The organism is Micromonospora sp. H33 (genome assembly GCF_052068455.1).
In the GTDB taxonomy this organism is placed as follows: Bacteria; Actinomycetota; Actinomycetes; order Mycobacteriales; family Micromonosporaceae; genus Micromonospora.
The window spans coordinates 964,543-976,956 of the sequence record NZ_JBQHDE010000001.1; the positions used below are offsets into that span (position 1 = coordinate 964,543).

The 12,414-nt window shown below is 71.8% G+C and carries 16 protein-coding genes; 9 read left to right on the forward strand and 7 right to left on the reverse strand.

Translation table 11 applies throughout. The features are described 5' to 3' along the window. Positions 1-56 precede the first annotated feature (56 nt). The gene (locus ACTMS0_RS04590; RefSeq protein WP_441153795.1) at positions 57-959 is read right to left on the reverse strand and encodes a sulfurtransferase; all 903 of its coding nucleotides are present in this window, start codon (positions 957-959) and stop codon (positions 57-59) included. A gap of 114 nt (positions 960-1,073) precedes the next feature. On the opposite strand from ACTMS0_RS04590, the gene ACTMS0_RS04595 reads away from it, so the two are divergent. After that, the gene (locus ACTMS0_RS04595; RefSeq protein ID WP_441153796.1) at positions 1,074-1,601 is read left to right on the forward strand and encodes a SigE family RNA polymerase sigma factor; all 528 of its coding nucleotides are present in this window, start codon (positions 1,074-1,076) and stop codon (positions 1,599-1,601) included. Continuing rightward, positions 1,594-2,808 (forward strand): hypothetical protein, encoded by a 1,215-nt coding sequence (locus ACTMS0_RS04600; RefSeq protein ID WP_441153797.1) that lies wholly within the window; start codon positions 1,594-1,596, stop codon positions 2,806-2,808. Before ACTMS0_RS04595 ends, ACTMS0_RS04600 begins: the two co-directional genes overlap by 8 nt. Positions 2,809-2,931: 123 nt before the next feature. Here the strand turns inward: ACTMS0_RS04600 and ACTMS0_RS04605 are convergent, their stop codons facing one another. Further along, on the reverse strand, positions 2,932-3,699 hold the full coding sequence (locus ACTMS0_RS04605; RefSeq protein WP_441153798.1) for an SGNH/GDSL hydrolase family protein: 768 nt from the start codon (positions 3,697-3,699) through the stop codon (positions 2,932-2,934). Positions 3,700-3,836: 137 nt separating this feature from the next. Next, on the reverse strand, positions 3,837-4,187 hold the full coding sequence (locus tag ACTMS0_RS04610; protein ID WP_441153799.1) for a hypothetical protein: 351 nt from the start codon (positions 4,185-4,187) through the stop codon (positions 3,837-3,839). A gap of 235 nt (positions 4,188-4,422) precedes the next feature. On the opposite strand from ACTMS0_RS04610, the gene ACTMS0_RS04615 reads away from it, so the two are divergent. The 4 genes from ACTMS0_RS04615 to ACTMS0_RS04630 all read left to right on the forward strand — a co-directional run bounded on the left by ACTMS0_RS04615 (position 4,423) and on the right by ACTMS0_RS04630 (position 7,814). After that, a complete protein-coding gene (locus ACTMS0_RS04615) occupies positions 4,423-5,226 on the forward strand; it encodes a helix-turn-helix domain-containing protein (protein ID WP_441153800.1) in 804 nt (267 codons plus the stop codon). Beyond that, the gene (locus ACTMS0_RS04620) at positions 5,217-5,399 is read left to right on the forward strand and encodes a DUF397 domain-containing protein (protein ID WP_441153801.1); all 183 of its coding nucleotides are present in this window, start codon (positions 5,217-5,219) and stop codon (positions 5,397-5,399) included. The genes ACTMS0_RS04615 and ACTMS0_RS04620 overlap by 10 nt, the downstream gene beginning before the upstream one ends. Before the next feature lie 173 nt (positions 5,400-5,572). After that, the gene (locus ACTMS0_RS04625; RefSeq protein ID WP_441153802.1) at positions 5,573-7,327 is read left to right on the forward strand and encodes a proline--tRNA ligase; all 1,755 of its coding nucleotides are present in this window, start codon (positions 5,573-5,575) and stop codon (positions 7,325-7,327) included. Positions 7,328-7,388: 61 nt separating this feature from the next. Further along, positions 7,389-7,814, forward strand: a complete 426-nt coding sequence (locus ACTMS0_RS04630; RefSeq protein WP_441153803.1) for a CBS domain-containing protein — start codon at positions 7,389-7,391, stop codon at positions 7,812-7,814. Positions 7,815-7,865: 51 nt separating this feature from the next. On the opposite strand, the gene ACTMS0_RS04635 is transcribed toward ACTMS0_RS04630, so the two are convergent. Beyond that, entirely contained in the window at positions 7,866-8,906 is a 1,041-nt protein-coding gene (locus ACTMS0_RS04635) for a helix-turn-helix domain-containing protein (RefSeq protein WP_441153804.1), read from the reverse strand. 163 nt (positions 8,907-9,069) lie between these two features. Here ACTMS0_RS04635 and ACTMS0_RS04640 point away from each other — a divergent pair, with 163 nt between their 5' ends. The 3 genes from ACTMS0_RS04640 to ACTMS0_RS04650 all read left to right on the forward strand — a co-directional run bounded on the left by ACTMS0_RS04640 (position 9,070) and on the right by ACTMS0_RS04650 (position 10,683). Continuing rightward, complete coding sequence (locus ACTMS0_RS04640) at positions 9,070-9,486, forward strand: hypothetical protein (RefSeq protein ID WP_441153805.1); 417 nt, start codon at positions 9,070-9,072, stop codon at positions 9,484-9,486. A 112-nt stretch (positions 9,487-9,598) separates the two neighbouring features. Further along, positions 9,599-10,027: a SufE family protein gene (locus ACTMS0_RS04645; RefSeq protein ID WP_441153806.1), complete on the forward strand. Its 429-nt coding sequence runs from the start codon at positions 9,599-9,601 to the stop codon at positions 10,025-10,027. Between the two features lie 20 nt (positions 10,028-10,047). After that, entirely contained in the window at positions 10,048-10,683 is a 636-nt protein-coding gene (locus tag ACTMS0_RS04650; RefSeq protein WP_441153807.1) for a DsbA family oxidoreductase, read from the forward strand. 44 nt (positions 10,684-10,727) lie between these two features. Here ACTMS0_RS04650 and ACTMS0_RS04655 read toward each other — a convergent pair whose 3' ends face one another. From ACTMS0_RS04655 to ACTMS0_RS04665, 3 genes are all read right to left on the reverse strand, one after another. Beyond that, positions 10,728-11,276 carry a YbaK/EbsC family protein gene (locus ACTMS0_RS04655; protein WP_441154007.1) on the reverse strand — a complete coding sequence of 183 codons (549 nt, stop codon included), beginning with the start codon at positions 11,274-11,276 and terminating at the stop codon, positions 10,728-10,730. A 54-nt stretch (positions 11,277-11,330) separates the two neighbouring features. Then, complete coding sequence (locus ACTMS0_RS04660; protein WP_441153808.1) at positions 11,331-11,525, reverse strand: hypothetical protein; 195 nt, start codon at positions 11,523-11,525, stop codon at positions 11,331-11,333. A gap of 92 nt (positions 11,526-11,617) precedes the next feature. Then, the gene (locus ACTMS0_RS04665; protein WP_441153809.1) at positions 11,618-12,259 is read right to left on the reverse strand and encodes a GAP family protein; all 642 of its coding nucleotides are present in this window, start codon (positions 12,257-12,259) and stop codon (positions 11,618-11,620) included. Between the last annotated feature and the right edge of the window lie 155 nt (positions 12,260-12,414).

Here is a 12,414-nt window from a genome sequence, read left to right on the forward strand (position 1 = left end):
CGGAAGGGCCGGTCCCGCGCGGGCCGTGGCCGACGCACGCGGGACCGGCCGCCCGGTCAGCTGCTCAGGCCGCCCGGCTGGTCGCCCTTGACGACGGGGGCGCGGACGAGGTTGCCCCACTCGGTCCACGAGCCGTCGTAGTTGCGCACCTGCGGATACCCGAGCAGGTGCCGCAGCACGAACCAGGTGTGGCTGGACCGCTCGCCGATCCGGCAGTACGCGATCACGTCGTCGTCCGGGCTCAGTCCGAGCTGGTCGGCGTAGATCGCGCGCAGCTCGTCCGGCGACTTGAAGGTGCCGTCGTCGTTCGCGGCCGACTTCCATGGCTTGTTCACCGCGCCGGGGATGTGCCCGCCGCGCAGCGCGCCCTCCTGCGGGTAGTCGGGCATGTGCAGCATCTCGCCGGTGTACTCACCCGGCGACCGCACGTCCACCAGCGGCCGGCCGGCGGCGATGTGCGCCATGACCTGCTCGCGGTACGCCCGGATCGGCGCGTCGTCGCGCTGCGGCACCGGGTACTCGGCGCGCGGGCGGGCCGGCTTGTCGCGGGTCAGCTCCCGCCCCTCGGCGATCCACTTCTGCCGGCCGCCGTCGACCAGCCGCACGTCCGGGTGGCCGAAGAGGGTGAAGACCCAGAGGGCGTACGCGGCCCACCAGTTGAAGTTGTCGCCGTAGAAGACGACGGTGTCGTCGCGGCCGATGCCCTTGGCCGCGCACAGCTCGGCGAAGCTCTTCGCGTCCAGGTAGTCGCGGGTCACCTGGTCGTTCAGCTCGGTGTGCCAGTCCACCTTGATGGCACCCGGGATGTGGCCGGTGTCGTAGAGGAGCACGTCCTCGTCGCACTCGACGACGACGAGCCCCTCGTCGCCCAGGTGCTCCGCCAGCCACCCGGTGGTGACCAGCCGCTGCGGGTCCGCGTAGGACTGGAGTCGGGGATCAGGATCGCTCGGCACAGACATGATCCCCAAGGTACGCCGGATCAGGGCCCGGCGACCCGCCATCGGAAATCGGGTGCAGCGGATGCGGCACGGTGCACGTGACAGTGGCGAGACCCGCCGACAGCGAGGACCGACATGACCGTACGGCAGGGCACCGGCCCGACCGGGGCGACCGCGCCACCCGTGGACTTCACGGACTTCTACCAGGCGCACTTCCACCGCCTGGCGGTGCAGCTCTACGCGTACCTCGGTGACCACGCCGAAGCGCAGGACCTCACCCAGGAGGCGTTCTGCCGGACGCTGGAGCGCTGGGACCGGATCGGCGCGTACGACGACCCGTCGGCCTTCGTCCGCCGGGTGGCCTGGAACCTCGCCACCAGCCGGCTGCGCCGGGTCCGCACCGCGGTCCGTCACCTCGCCCGCCAGCGGGAGGAGCACGTGCCGGGGCCGGAGCCGGACCGGGTCGCGCTGATGGCGGCCCTCGCCACCCTGCCCGCCACCCAGCGGCAGGCGGTCGTTCTGCACCACCTGGCACACCTGAGCGTCGCGGAGATCGCCGACCAGGTGGGCGCGCCCGAGGGGACCGTCCGGTCCTGGCTGTCGCGGGGCCGGTCGGCGCTGGCCCGCCACTTCACTGAGCGGCAGGAGACCCACCGTGCCTGAGCAGACCCTGGACGAGATGTTCGCCGAGTTCGAGGCGCAGGCGGCGCCCACCTTCCGCCCGCGGGGCCTGGCCGCCGCCCAGCGGCGGGTACGCGATCGGCGGCGACGCCGCCGCGGCCTGCTCGCCGGAATCACCGCCCTGCTCGTCGGCGGCCCGGCGGGGGCGCTCGCCGTGGCCGGTCGTGACGCCGCCCCAGTGCCGCCCACACCGCCGGCGCCCACCGTGACCGCCGGCCCATCACTGACCGAGCGAAAGGTGGCGGCTGCGGGGGCGGTCGGCGGGCTGAGGAGGTTGCGGTTCGTGGACGCGCGGCACGGCTGGGCGTTGTTCGACACCTGCGACAGACCCGACCAGGTGACCGAGGGGTGCCGGCGGACGCTCGCGCGGACCACCGACGGGGGCGTGACCTGGCAGGGACGGGAACTACCCCCGGCGAAGAGCGGATCCCAGCTGTACGTGTCCGACGAGCGGACCGCCATCGTCATGTCCGGCGACGGGTACGTCACCACCAGCGACGGCGGCGCCACCGTCACCAGCAGCCCGATGAGCGCACCGTCCCCGGTGGCGCAACGGGCATGGGCCACGGCGAGCGGATACCGGCTGGACTGCCCGTCGCCGAACGGGAGCTGCGACGGGTTCCGGATCGCACGGATCGGCGGGGGGAAGGTCGGTCAGCCGCCGCTGACCGTCGGCTCCGGCGACGACGCCGGTTCGGTCCAGCTGCTCGAGGGCGGAGACGGGCGGATCTGGGTGGCGGTGGTCGAGGCCGAACGGGCCACCGCCGCGGTCAGTGCCGACGAGACGGCGTCCTGGCAGCGGCTGCCGGCGGTCGAGGGGGCCGACCGCCTGCTGATCTCCCCCGACGGCACGGAGGTCTGGCTGGTCGAAACGGAAGCGCCCAAGCCGGTGTGGAAGCTGGTCGGCGACCGGTGGGAGCGGCAGAGCGGGCTGCCCGACGACACCTACGAGGTGGCGGCGGCCGGCGGGGGCCAGCTCGTGGTCACCGGCACGTACGGCGGGGCGGGCGTGTGGCGCGGCGGCCGTTATGACGACCTGCCCGAGCTGCGCGATGCGTTGGCGGTGGAGACGGGCTTCACCAACCCAGCGACGGTCGAGGTCGCCCGCGACGGCACCATCACTTTCATCCAGGGCAACACCTGGATCCTCGGCTCCCTGAAAACCCGAACCTGGACCCGCCTGTCGTAACCCGGACCCTGACCCTGACCCCATCACTCCCGCGATCTTGCACTTTCGGCCCTTGATTTGCGCAATTAGATGCGATTTGTCGGGGCAGAAAGTGCAAGATCGCGGGGCGGGGGCGGGGGCGGGTCAGTCTGTCAACGGGGTCAGGGTGGGGCGTTTGGCCGTTACCGTGTCGCCGGAGGACCGGCCGGTCAGGCGACGCTTCAACCACGGGGCCAGGTGTTGAGCGGCCCAGCGGAGGTCGTCGGTGCGGGCGGTCAGCCACGGCTTGGGCAGCGGGCGCTCGGGGACCAGCAGCCAGTCCTCGTCGCAGCCCACCCCGAGGGCGGTCAGCACCTGCGCGGCCACGCGCCGGTGGCCGGCCGAGGAGAGGTGCAGCCGGTCGGTGCTCCACAGCATCGGGTTCAGGTACGTGTCGTCGGCGTACAGGTCGACCAGGATCGCGCCGTGCCGCTCGGCGGTCTCGCCGACCGCCCGGTTGAGCAGTTGCACCCGGGGCGCGACCAGGCGCTGCCCGGGCAGGCGGGCCATCACGTCGGCGAACCGGAACAGGATCACGTCGGCACCACCGGACCGGAGCTGCCCGACCACGTCGTCGAAGCGGGCGAGCAGGGAGTCCGGATCGAAGGTACGGCGCAGCACGTCGTTGCCGCCGGCGGCGAAGCTGATCAGATCCGGCTTCATGGCCAGCGCGGCGGGCACCTGCTCGTCCACCACGCGGGGGAAAAGGCGACCGCGGATGGCGAGGTTCGCGTACCGGAAGTTTGGACCGGCCTCGGCGGCCAGCCGGGTGGCGACCAGGTCGGCCCAGCCCCGGTAGCTCCCGTCCGGGTACGCGTCGTCCATGCCCTCGGTGAAGCTGTCCCCGACCGCGACGAAACTGCGCCAGCGCACCCCTGTGCTCCCTCCGGTGTGTAAGGAAGGGCCCCTTGTTAACGCCTCCGGTAGAGGAAGGGCCCCTTCTTAACAGCGGTAGTTTCGCACCGGCGGCGTACCAGGCAGGGCCCCTCGCCTCGGCAACGTGGCGCACGTCATCGAGACGGCGGCGGGTCGACAGCCGGCCGGCGGTACGGACCCCAGGCCACGAAGCGCTCGAACAGCTCGCGCGGTGTGGGCCCGTCATGCGGGTTCAGCCGGAACAGGTCGTGCGTCGCCTCGTGGTAGAGCCCGGACAGGTAGATCGCCAGCTCGACCTTCTGGTCGGCGTACTCGATCTTCAGCAGCAGCCGGGCCTCCGCGCACGGCCACGGCCGCCCGCACGCCCGGCACACCCACAGCGGGCGGATCGGCAGGTGGGGCGTGCGGTCCGCCGGATAGGCGCGCGGCCGATCCGGGTGCGGTCCCAGCCGGGGTACGGGGAAACCACGGCGAGGGTTGCGCATCTCGACCTCCTCCGAACGTGGAGTGGGGCCGCCCGGGCATCGGGGATCCACGGGCGGCCCCACGTTCGGTCCCACCCCGTCCCTCGGGTCGGATCAGAGCGAGACCGCTGCGTGACAGTCTGGTGAGGACACGACTACGGTCGGAAGGCATCGACGGTTGCCGTGGCGAGCCTCGAGCAACGGGATCGCCCGGCGGGACACGTCCCCGAGGCTTCAGGAAGATCGTGGAGGACCTGTGGAAGCTGAGCCGACCTCGGAGCTGATCCGGGGGCAGTTGCGCCGACTGCGGCTGAACGCCGAGCTGAGTCAGGAGGAGTTCGGGAAGCTCGTCCACTACTCCGGTTCCCAGGTGTCGGCGGTCGAGCTGGGCCAGCGACCGCTCGACCGGCTATTCCTCAAGCGGGCCGACGAGGTGCTGAATACCGACGGCCTGCTGACGTCCCTGCTCCGGATGGCCGAGCGCGACGGCCAACCGAGCTGGTTCCGCCCCTGGCTGGAAGCCGAACGCACCGCCCAGCAACTCCGCTGTTACCACCCCACCCTTGTTCCCGGCCTGCTTCAAACGGAGAACTACGCCCGCGCGGTGATCCGGGCCGACGACATGCTCAGTGACGATGAGGTGGAAAAGCGGTTGGCGGTCCGGATGGATCGACAGTCCATCCTCGACCAACCGCAGCCGCCCAAGCTCGTTGCGGTGATCGAGGAGTCCGTCCTCCGACGTGCGGACGAGGGCTTTCGCGGCCTGATGATCCAGCAGATCGCGCACCTCCTCGAATGCGTGGAACGCCCCCAGGTCAGCGTGCACGTCATTCCGACCGACATCAGCACCCACGTCGGGCTCGCCGGACCATTCACCCTTGCGCGGGGCGAGGATGGCGGATGGGTCGGGCACCTGGAAAACCAGCTTGGCGGAGCGACAATCGACAACGATGAGGAAGTCGCTATCCTGCTGGCGAGGTGGGAGAGCGTGCGTAGCGAGGCACTGCCTCAACGGCAGTCGACGCTCCTGATGAAGGAAGTGATGACGTCATGGAGCTGACCAGCGCGACCTGGCGCAAGTCCACCCGTAGCGGCAATGGAGAGTGCGTCGAGGTGGCGGACAACTTGCCCGGCGTCGTCGGTGTTCGCGACAGCAAGAACCCCACCGGCCCGGTCCTCACCTTCACCCCGCACACCTGGCGCACCTTCATCGGTCAACTGAAGCGCCACTGACCCGGGAGATCTTGGAAGGAAACGGCCCCTGAGGCGAAATCTTCCAAGATCTCGTGGTCGACGGAGTTGATCAGGACCAGGGCGAAACCGGCCGTTGGCGACCCGACCACCAATTTCCAGCCGGCCGACAAATCGGATCGCCGCCCCGGAAGGCAGGGCCGTACGCTGCGGCAATGCTGTTACGGATGTCCACCCTGCTGCTCCGGACCCTGCGCGAGGACCCGGCGGACGCGGAGGTGCCGAGCCACCGGCTCCTGCTGCGTGCCGGCTACGTCCGCCGCGCGGCCCCGGGCGGCTACACCTGGCTGCCGCTGGGCAAGCTCGTCCTCGACCGGGTCACCGCGATCGTCCGCGAGGAGATGCTCGCGATCGGTGACCAGGAGGTGCACTTCCCGGCACTGCTCCCGGCGGAGCCGTACCGGACCAGCGGACGGTGGACGGAGTACGGCGACGACATCTTCACCCTCGCCGACCGGAAGGGCGCCGAGCACCTGCTCGCCCCGACCCACGAGGAGCTGGCGGCGCTGCTCGTCAAGGACCTGTTCACCTCGTACCGGGACTTCCCGGTGACGCTGTTCCAGGTGCAGACGAAGTTCCGCGACGAGGCCCGGCCCCGGGCCGGCCTGCTGCGCGGGCGCGAGTTCCTGATGAAGGACGCGTACTCGTTCGACCTGGACGAGGCGGGGCTGCAGGCGGCGTACGACCGGCACCGCGCCGCCTACCGGAGGATCTTCGACCGGCTCGGCCTGGACTACACGGTCGTGCACGCGATGTCGGGCGCGATGGGCGGATCGGCCTCGGAGGAGTTCCTGGCCGCCGCGGAGGTCGGCGAGGACACGTACGTCGGCTGCACGGCGTGCGACTACGCCGCCAACACCGAGGCGGTCACCACACCCGCCCCGCCGGCCGGCGACCCGGACGCGCAGCCGGCGGCGGAGGTGCACGACACCCCGGAGACGCCGACGATCGCCAGCCTGGTCGAGCTGGCCAACGCCCGCCGGCTCGCCGGCCGGGACGACTGGACGGCCGCCGACACCCTCAAGAACGTCGTCCTCGCCGTCCGCCGGCCGGGCGCCGACGAGGCGGAACTGCTGGTGATCGGGGTGCCCGGCGACCGGGAGGTGGACCTGAAGCGCGTCGACGCGGCGCTCGCACCGGCCACCGTCGCGGTGTTCGACGACTGGGAGGGCCACCCCGAACTGGTCCGCGGTTACATCGGGCCGCAGGTCATGGCGAAGCTCGACATCCGGTACCTGGTGGACCCCCGGGTGGTGCCCGGCACCGCCTGGCTGACCGGCGCGAACGAGCCGGGCCGGCACGCCACGAACGTCGTCTGCGGTCGGGACTTCGTGCCCGACGGCACGATCGAGGCGGCCGAGGTCCGGCCGGGCGACCCCTGCCCGGCCTGCGGCACGGGAGAGCTGACCCTGCGCCGGGGCATCGAGATCGGGCACATCTTCCAGCTCGGCCGCCGCTACACCGACGCCTTCGCGGTCGACGTCCTCGGCCCCGAGGGCAAGCCGGTCCGGCCCACGATGGGCTGCTACGGCATCGGGGTGTCCCGGGCGGTGGCGGCGATCGCCGAGCAGCACCACGACGAGCGGGGCCTCGTGTGGCCGGCGGCGGTCGCGCCGTGCGACGTACACCTGGTGGCGGCCGGGAAGGGCCCGCAGTTGGCGGCGGCGCTCGACCTCGGCGGACGCCTCGCCGCCGCCGGCCTGCGCGTGCTGGTCGACGACCGCACGCACGTCTCGGCCGGGGTGAAGTTCACCGACGCGGAGCTGGTCGGCATCCCGCGCACCGTCGTGGTCGGCCGCCGTCTCGCCGACGGGTACGCCGAACTGCGCGACCGGGCCACCGGCGAGCGCACCGAGCTGCCGCTGGACGGTCTGGTCGAACGCCTCGTCGACGACGTGCGTGTGGTGTAGTCGAGGCGTCACGGGGTACCGCACCCCGATCGGCTGGATTCGTTTCCCTGGAGGGGCTCCCATGACCGGCTACAAGGTCAGCGACGTGATGACGAAGCAGGTCATCTACCTGCCGGCGGAGACCAGCCTGGACGAGGCGGCGAAGGTGATGAAGGAGGCCGACATCGGCGACGTGGTCGTCACCGAGGGGGCCACGCTCGCCGGCATGCTCACCGACCGGGACATCGTGGTGCGGGCCGTCGCCGAGCGCAGCGACCCGGCCGCGACGACCATCGGCTCGATCATCACCCGCGAGGTGGTGATGATCGAGCAGAACTGCACCGCGGGCGAGGCGGCGGCGCTCATGCGGGAGCGGGGCGTCCGGCGGGTGCTGGTCTGCGACAGCGAGCGGAAGCTGGTGGGCATCGTCTCCCTCGGCGACCTCGCCATGCAGCTCGACCCCCAGTCCGCCCTCGGCCAGATCAGCGAGCAGGCCCCGACGGTGTGAGACGAACGGGCCGGCGGCGCGTGTGCGCCGCCGGCCCGTTCCGCCTGGCCGTCAACCCGCCGGCAGGAGGTCGATCATGAAGGCCTGGTCGCCGGCGTCGGTGCAGGGCTGCTGGACGGCTTCGGCGTCGCTGGCCGTCTCGTGGTCGCGGATGCCGAGGCAGTAGCCGGTGTGGGCGGCCCGCACCCGGTAGGCGCCGGGCGCGGGGGTGTCGACCGGTTCGATGCGGAACAGTTGCGAGCGCCGCCCGGGAATGCAGTCGTTCCACGGTTCGAGCATGTCCTTGGCCGGACCGCCGTCGAGGACGGTGAGGCAGGCTCGTCCGTGCTCCGGGTGATCCCACTTGATCCGGTGCAGACCGTCCCCGACGGGCTCGATGAGGGTGCGCGGCGGTTCCGCGTTGTCGCAGGGCCGCTGGACGGCGATGGCCGAGTGGTACCGGCCGGTGTGTTCCCTCCCCTCGGTCAGGCACAGCTGCGGTGTCCGGGCCGGCCGGATCCGCGCGACGTTCTCCCCGGAGACGAGCGCGAAGGTCGGCGCTGACGACGCCACGTCGCGCGGCGACCGGCCCGGCGCCGACCGGTCCTCCCGCTCGGCGGGCAGGACGAACCACGTTCCCACCGCGAGCAGCGCCCCGACGGCCAGCAGCGGCGCCGCGGCGGGCACCAGACGGCGTACCCGGGCCGGTCCGTCGGGTCCGGCCGCCTCTTCCGGCACGGTGGCCGCCGCGCTGCCGGTGTCCCCGGCATCCGGCTCGGCATCCGGTGGCGTTGGCTCCCGCGGACCGGCCGACAGCCGGTCATCGGCGATCCGTTCCCACGCCGCACTCCACCGACCCGCCTCCGCCGGCGGCACACCGAGGGCGAGCACCACGCGGTCCAGGACGTCGACCGGCATGAGCGTACGGCCGGCGAGGTAGTTCGCCAGGCTGCTCTTCGGCACCCCGGTGGCCGCCTCGAGATCCTTCAGCGACAGTCGGGCCTTTCCATGGCGACGGGCGGCGCTGATCCGGAGCCGGCTCAACTCCCGCAGGAGTTCCTGCTCCGTCCGCAGGGAACCGGGATCGACGTTCGTCATCGCGTCATCAGCCATGAAGCGAAGCCTGGCATGGCGCGTCCATGGTCGTCCATGGATGTCCAGACCCCGGCTCCCGCGCCGGGACGAGCACCATCATCGACGGCAGTCACCGGCCGGTGCGGAACAGATGTTCCATGCGCTTCCGTCAACGTCTGTCAGTGGAGTCGAGAGGTACGCGATGACGAGAACCAAGCAGAAGGTGTCGACGATCCTGGCGAGCTTCGCCCTGAGTGCCGCCGCCGTTCTGGGCATCAGCAGCCCGGCGTTCGCCGGGCAGAACGCCTTCGCCCGGGTGTACGTCGACGGCAAGTTCGTCGCCGAGGGCAAGTTCAACCACGACGGGGACTACTTCTCGCTGACCAAGCGGGGCAGCTACGGCAACCGGCCCTACCTGGAGTACGTCTACATCCGCAAGGACGGCACCACCCAGACGGGCACCCACTGGGGACTGGGCGACGTCGGCAACACCGTGTACTTCGACCACAACTTCGGCGAGGGACGGGCTGTCGCGTTCCGCGTCTGCGTGCAGGTGGACTACGAATGGGACCCGTGCAGCCACGAGGAGGACGAGGTGTGGGCGATCGGCTACGCCTGACCGGGTAGCCGACGGGGGGACGGGCCGGGACCGCCAGGTCCCGGCCCGCTTCGTGCCGGTCCCCGTCCCCTCACCGGCCGTCCCGCGACCGCCGCGGCGGTAGCCTGGCGGGATGCCCGAGATGCCGAAACGGCTGGCCGAGATCGTCGACGAGTTCGCCGCCGCGCCCCGCGACGTCGTGCTGGAGATGCTGCTGGAGTACGCCGACGTCATCCCGCCCCTGCCGCCCGAACACGCGGACCGGGAGGGCATGGAGCAGGTGCCGGAGTGCCAGACGGCGTTCTTCCTGCGCGCCCGGGTGACCCCGGACCGGACCGTGGAGACCCTCTTCGACTGCCCGCCCGAGGCGCCCACCACCCGCGCGTTCGCGGGCATCCTCGCCGAGGGGCTCGCCGGTGCCACGCCGGACGACGTGCTCGCCGTCCCCGACGACCTGTACCAGCGGATGGGACTGGCCCAGGCGATCAGCCCGCTGCGGGTTCGCGGCGGCACGGCGATCCTCGCCCGCCTCAAGCGGCAGGTCCGGGAACAGACAGCCTGAACTGGGAGTTGTCACCGATCATGGAGATCGAGATCTACGCGGACGTGGTCTGCCCGTGGTGCTACATCGGCAAGCGCCGGCTGGAGCAGGCCCTCACGTCGTACGACGGTGACGTGACGATCCGCTACCGGCCCTTCCAGCTCGACCCGACGCCGGTGCCGGAGCCGCGTCCGCTGGTCGACGCGCTCGCCGCCAAGTTCGGCGGCCACGACCGGGCGGTGCAGATGTTCAGCCACGTCACCGGGGTCGCCGCCGGCGTGGGGCTGACGCTCGACTTCGACCGTGCCGTCGCCGCCAACACCTTCGACGCCCACCGGCTGGTCTCCTGGGCGACCGAGCGCGGACGCGCCGCCGAGATGGTCGAGGCGCTCTACCGGGCGCACTTCACCGACGGCGTCGACGTCGGCTCCCGGGACGCGCTGGCCGCGCTCGCCGGCGAGGTCGGTCTGGACGCCACCGAGGCGCGCGCCTTCCTCGACTCCGACGAGCGGGTCGCGGAGGTCCGCGCGGAGCTGGCCGCCGCGCGGGAGCTCGGCGTCTCCAGCGTTCCGACCTTCGTGCTGGCCGGCAAGTACGCCGTCACCGGCGCCCAGGAGCCGGAGACCCTGCTCGCCGCACTGAACGAGGTCCGCCGTCGCGAGACCGCCGATCGATGATCATCATGTTTCACGTGCAACGGTATCGATGACCGTGCCCGACCTCAGGCGGGTCGGGCCAGGTCCTCCAGCACGCGGGCGTTCGGCAACGCGCCGAGCGCCGGCCCGGGCAGCGCGATCTTGCTGTGCCGTACGCCGGAGCCGATGATCACGTGCGGGGTGGCGATCACCCGCGAGTCGACCAGGATCGGCCACTCCTGCGGCAGACCGATGGGCGTGATGCCGCCGTACTTCATGCCGGTCAGCTCGACCGCCTCGGCCATCGGGGCGAAGCTCGCCTTGCGCACATCGAGCGCCCGGCGGACCACGCCGTTCACGTCCGCCCTCGTGGTGGCCAGCACGACGCAGGCCGCGTAGCGCACGACGCCCTCGCGCTTGCCGGCCACCACCACGCAGTTGGCGGACACGTCGAGGCCCACGTCGTACGCGTCGCAGAACGCCGCCGTGTCGGCCAGGCCGGCGTCGATCGGCGCCACCAGCACGTCGTCGGCGTCCACCGGCGCGTCGGCGGGCCACAGTTCGAGGGCGGCCGCCACCGGCGGGGCGAGCAGGTCCGGGCGGGTACGGGCAGGTTCGGTCTTCAGCGTCCCCATCACGGGTGCGATCCTCGCACCTGACCGGGCGCACCGCCCAGCGACAGCGCCGCCCTAGCTGCCGGTGAGGAAACCGTTCTCGCGGAGCAGGGTCCGGTCACGGTGGGCGGCCAACTCCTCGGCGCGCTCGGCCTGGATCCGGCGCACCTCCACCTCCTCGATGGCGTGCCGGATCGCGAGCCGGATCACGCCGTAGAGGAAGACGAAACCGCCGACGTACAGGAGCACGGTGGTGACGAAGGTGAACATGGCGTCACCGTAGGTCGGACGTGAACGGCTCGAACGTTCACTTCGCGGGGGTTCCCCCGTACGTGTCGCTCAGGTACCCGGCGAGAGCCAAATCATCGCAGCACGTCCAGCAACGTCAACGCAAGGAACAGCGCGATCACCGCCTCGCTGATCACCCAGGAGTGCCCGTCGACCCACTCCCGCATCCGGGGCAGCACACCGGCGGCCCGTGCCCCGAGCAGGAGCAGGGTCAGCAGCGGCACCGCGAGCAGCAGCAGCGTGAACAGGACGAACGGCAGCAGGTGCCACCAGGGCAGATCGTGGCGGGCGGTGCGCGCCCCCACGCTCAGCATGGTGAGGTCGTCGGTGGGCATGGCGCCCAGCAGCAGCGCCGCCAGCCGGGCCGCGTACGCCGGGCGGGCCCGCTGCAGCCGGCCGAGCCAGGACGGCGGCCCGCCGTGCCGCCGGAGGAACACCGCCACCGCGAGCACGACCAGCACGGCGACGACGAACCAGTCGATCCAGGTCTCGATCGTCCAGCGCCCGGCGGCACCACCGGCGGTCAGGTTGACCTTGATGGTGCGCGTGGCCAGCCAGCTCACCGTCGTCCCGACGGTGACGACGGCGGCCGCGCCGGCCAGGTACCCGAGCGACGCGGCGCGCGGCCGCTCGGCCGAGGCGAGGAACACCGCCGTGACCAGCGGGGTCCCGGCGACCATCACGACGGCCATCGGGAACGTGCCGAGGAGGTCCATCGCCCGCCATCCTCTCGGGCCACGACCCGGGAGCGGGGTGGTTCCGCTGACCGCCGTTTCACGACTTCCCTGAAGTCGCGGTGTCCGGGCCTCCTCGACACCCCGGTTTCAATGACGGCGAGTGGATCTTCCGGCCGTGCCCGGCCGGCCGTGCG

Excerpts from the sequence above, each read along its gene's own strand:
- ACTMS0_RS04620 (WP_441153801.1), top strand. The coding sequence starts at position 5,217 with ATGGAGCTGACCAGCGCGACCTGGCGCAAGTCCACCCGTAGCGGCAAT.
- ACTMS0_RS04645 (WP_441153806.1), top strand. The coding sequence starts at position 9,599 with ATGCCCGAGATGCCGAAACGGCTGGCCGAGATCGTCGACGAGTTCGCC.
- ACTMS0_RS04665 (WP_441153809.1), bottom strand. The coding sequence starts at position 12,259 with ATGGACCTCCTCGGCACGTTCCCGATGGCCGTCGTGATGGTCGCCGGG.
- ACTMS0_RS04610 (WP_441153799.1), bottom strand. The coding sequence starts at position 4,187 with ATGCGCAACCCTCGCCGTGGTTTCCCCGTACCCCGGCTGGGACCGCAC.
- ACTMS0_RS04630 (WP_441153803.1), top strand. The coding sequence starts at position 7,389 with ATGACCGGCTACAAGGTCAGCGACGTGATGACGAAGCAGGTCATCTAC.
- ACTMS0_RS04650 (WP_441153807.1), top strand. The coding sequence starts at position 10,048 with ATGGAGATCGAGATCTACGCGGACGTGGTCTGCCCGTGGTGCTACATC.
- ACTMS0_RS04640 (WP_441153805.1), top strand. The coding sequence starts at position 9,070 with ATGACGAGAACCAAGCAGAAGGTGTCGACGATCCTGGCGAGCTTCGCC.
- ACTMS0_RS04590 (WP_441153795.1), bottom strand. The coding sequence starts at position 959 with ATGTCTGTGCCGAGCGATCCTGATCCCCGACTCCAGTCCTACGCGGAC.
- ACTMS0_RS04660 (WP_441153808.1), bottom strand. The coding sequence starts at position 11,525 with ATGTTCACCTTCGTCACCACCGTGCTCCTGTACGTCGGCGGTTTCGTC.
- ACTMS0_RS04595 (WP_441153796.1), top strand. The coding sequence starts at position 1,074 with ATGACCGTACGGCAGGGCACCGGCCCGACCGGGGCGACCGCGCCACCC.
- ACTMS0_RS04635 (WP_441153804.1), bottom strand. The coding sequence starts at position 8,906 with ATGGCTGATGACGCGATGACGAACGTCGATCCCGGTTCCCTGCGGACG.
- ACTMS0_RS04625 (WP_441153802.1), top strand. The coding sequence starts at position 5,573 with ATGCTGTTACGGATGTCCACCCTGCTGCTCCGGACCCTGCGCGAGGAC.
- ACTMS0_RS04655 (WP_441154007.1), bottom strand. The coding sequence starts at position 11,276 with ATGGGGACGCTGAAGACCGAACCTGCCCGTACCCGCCCGGACCTGCTC.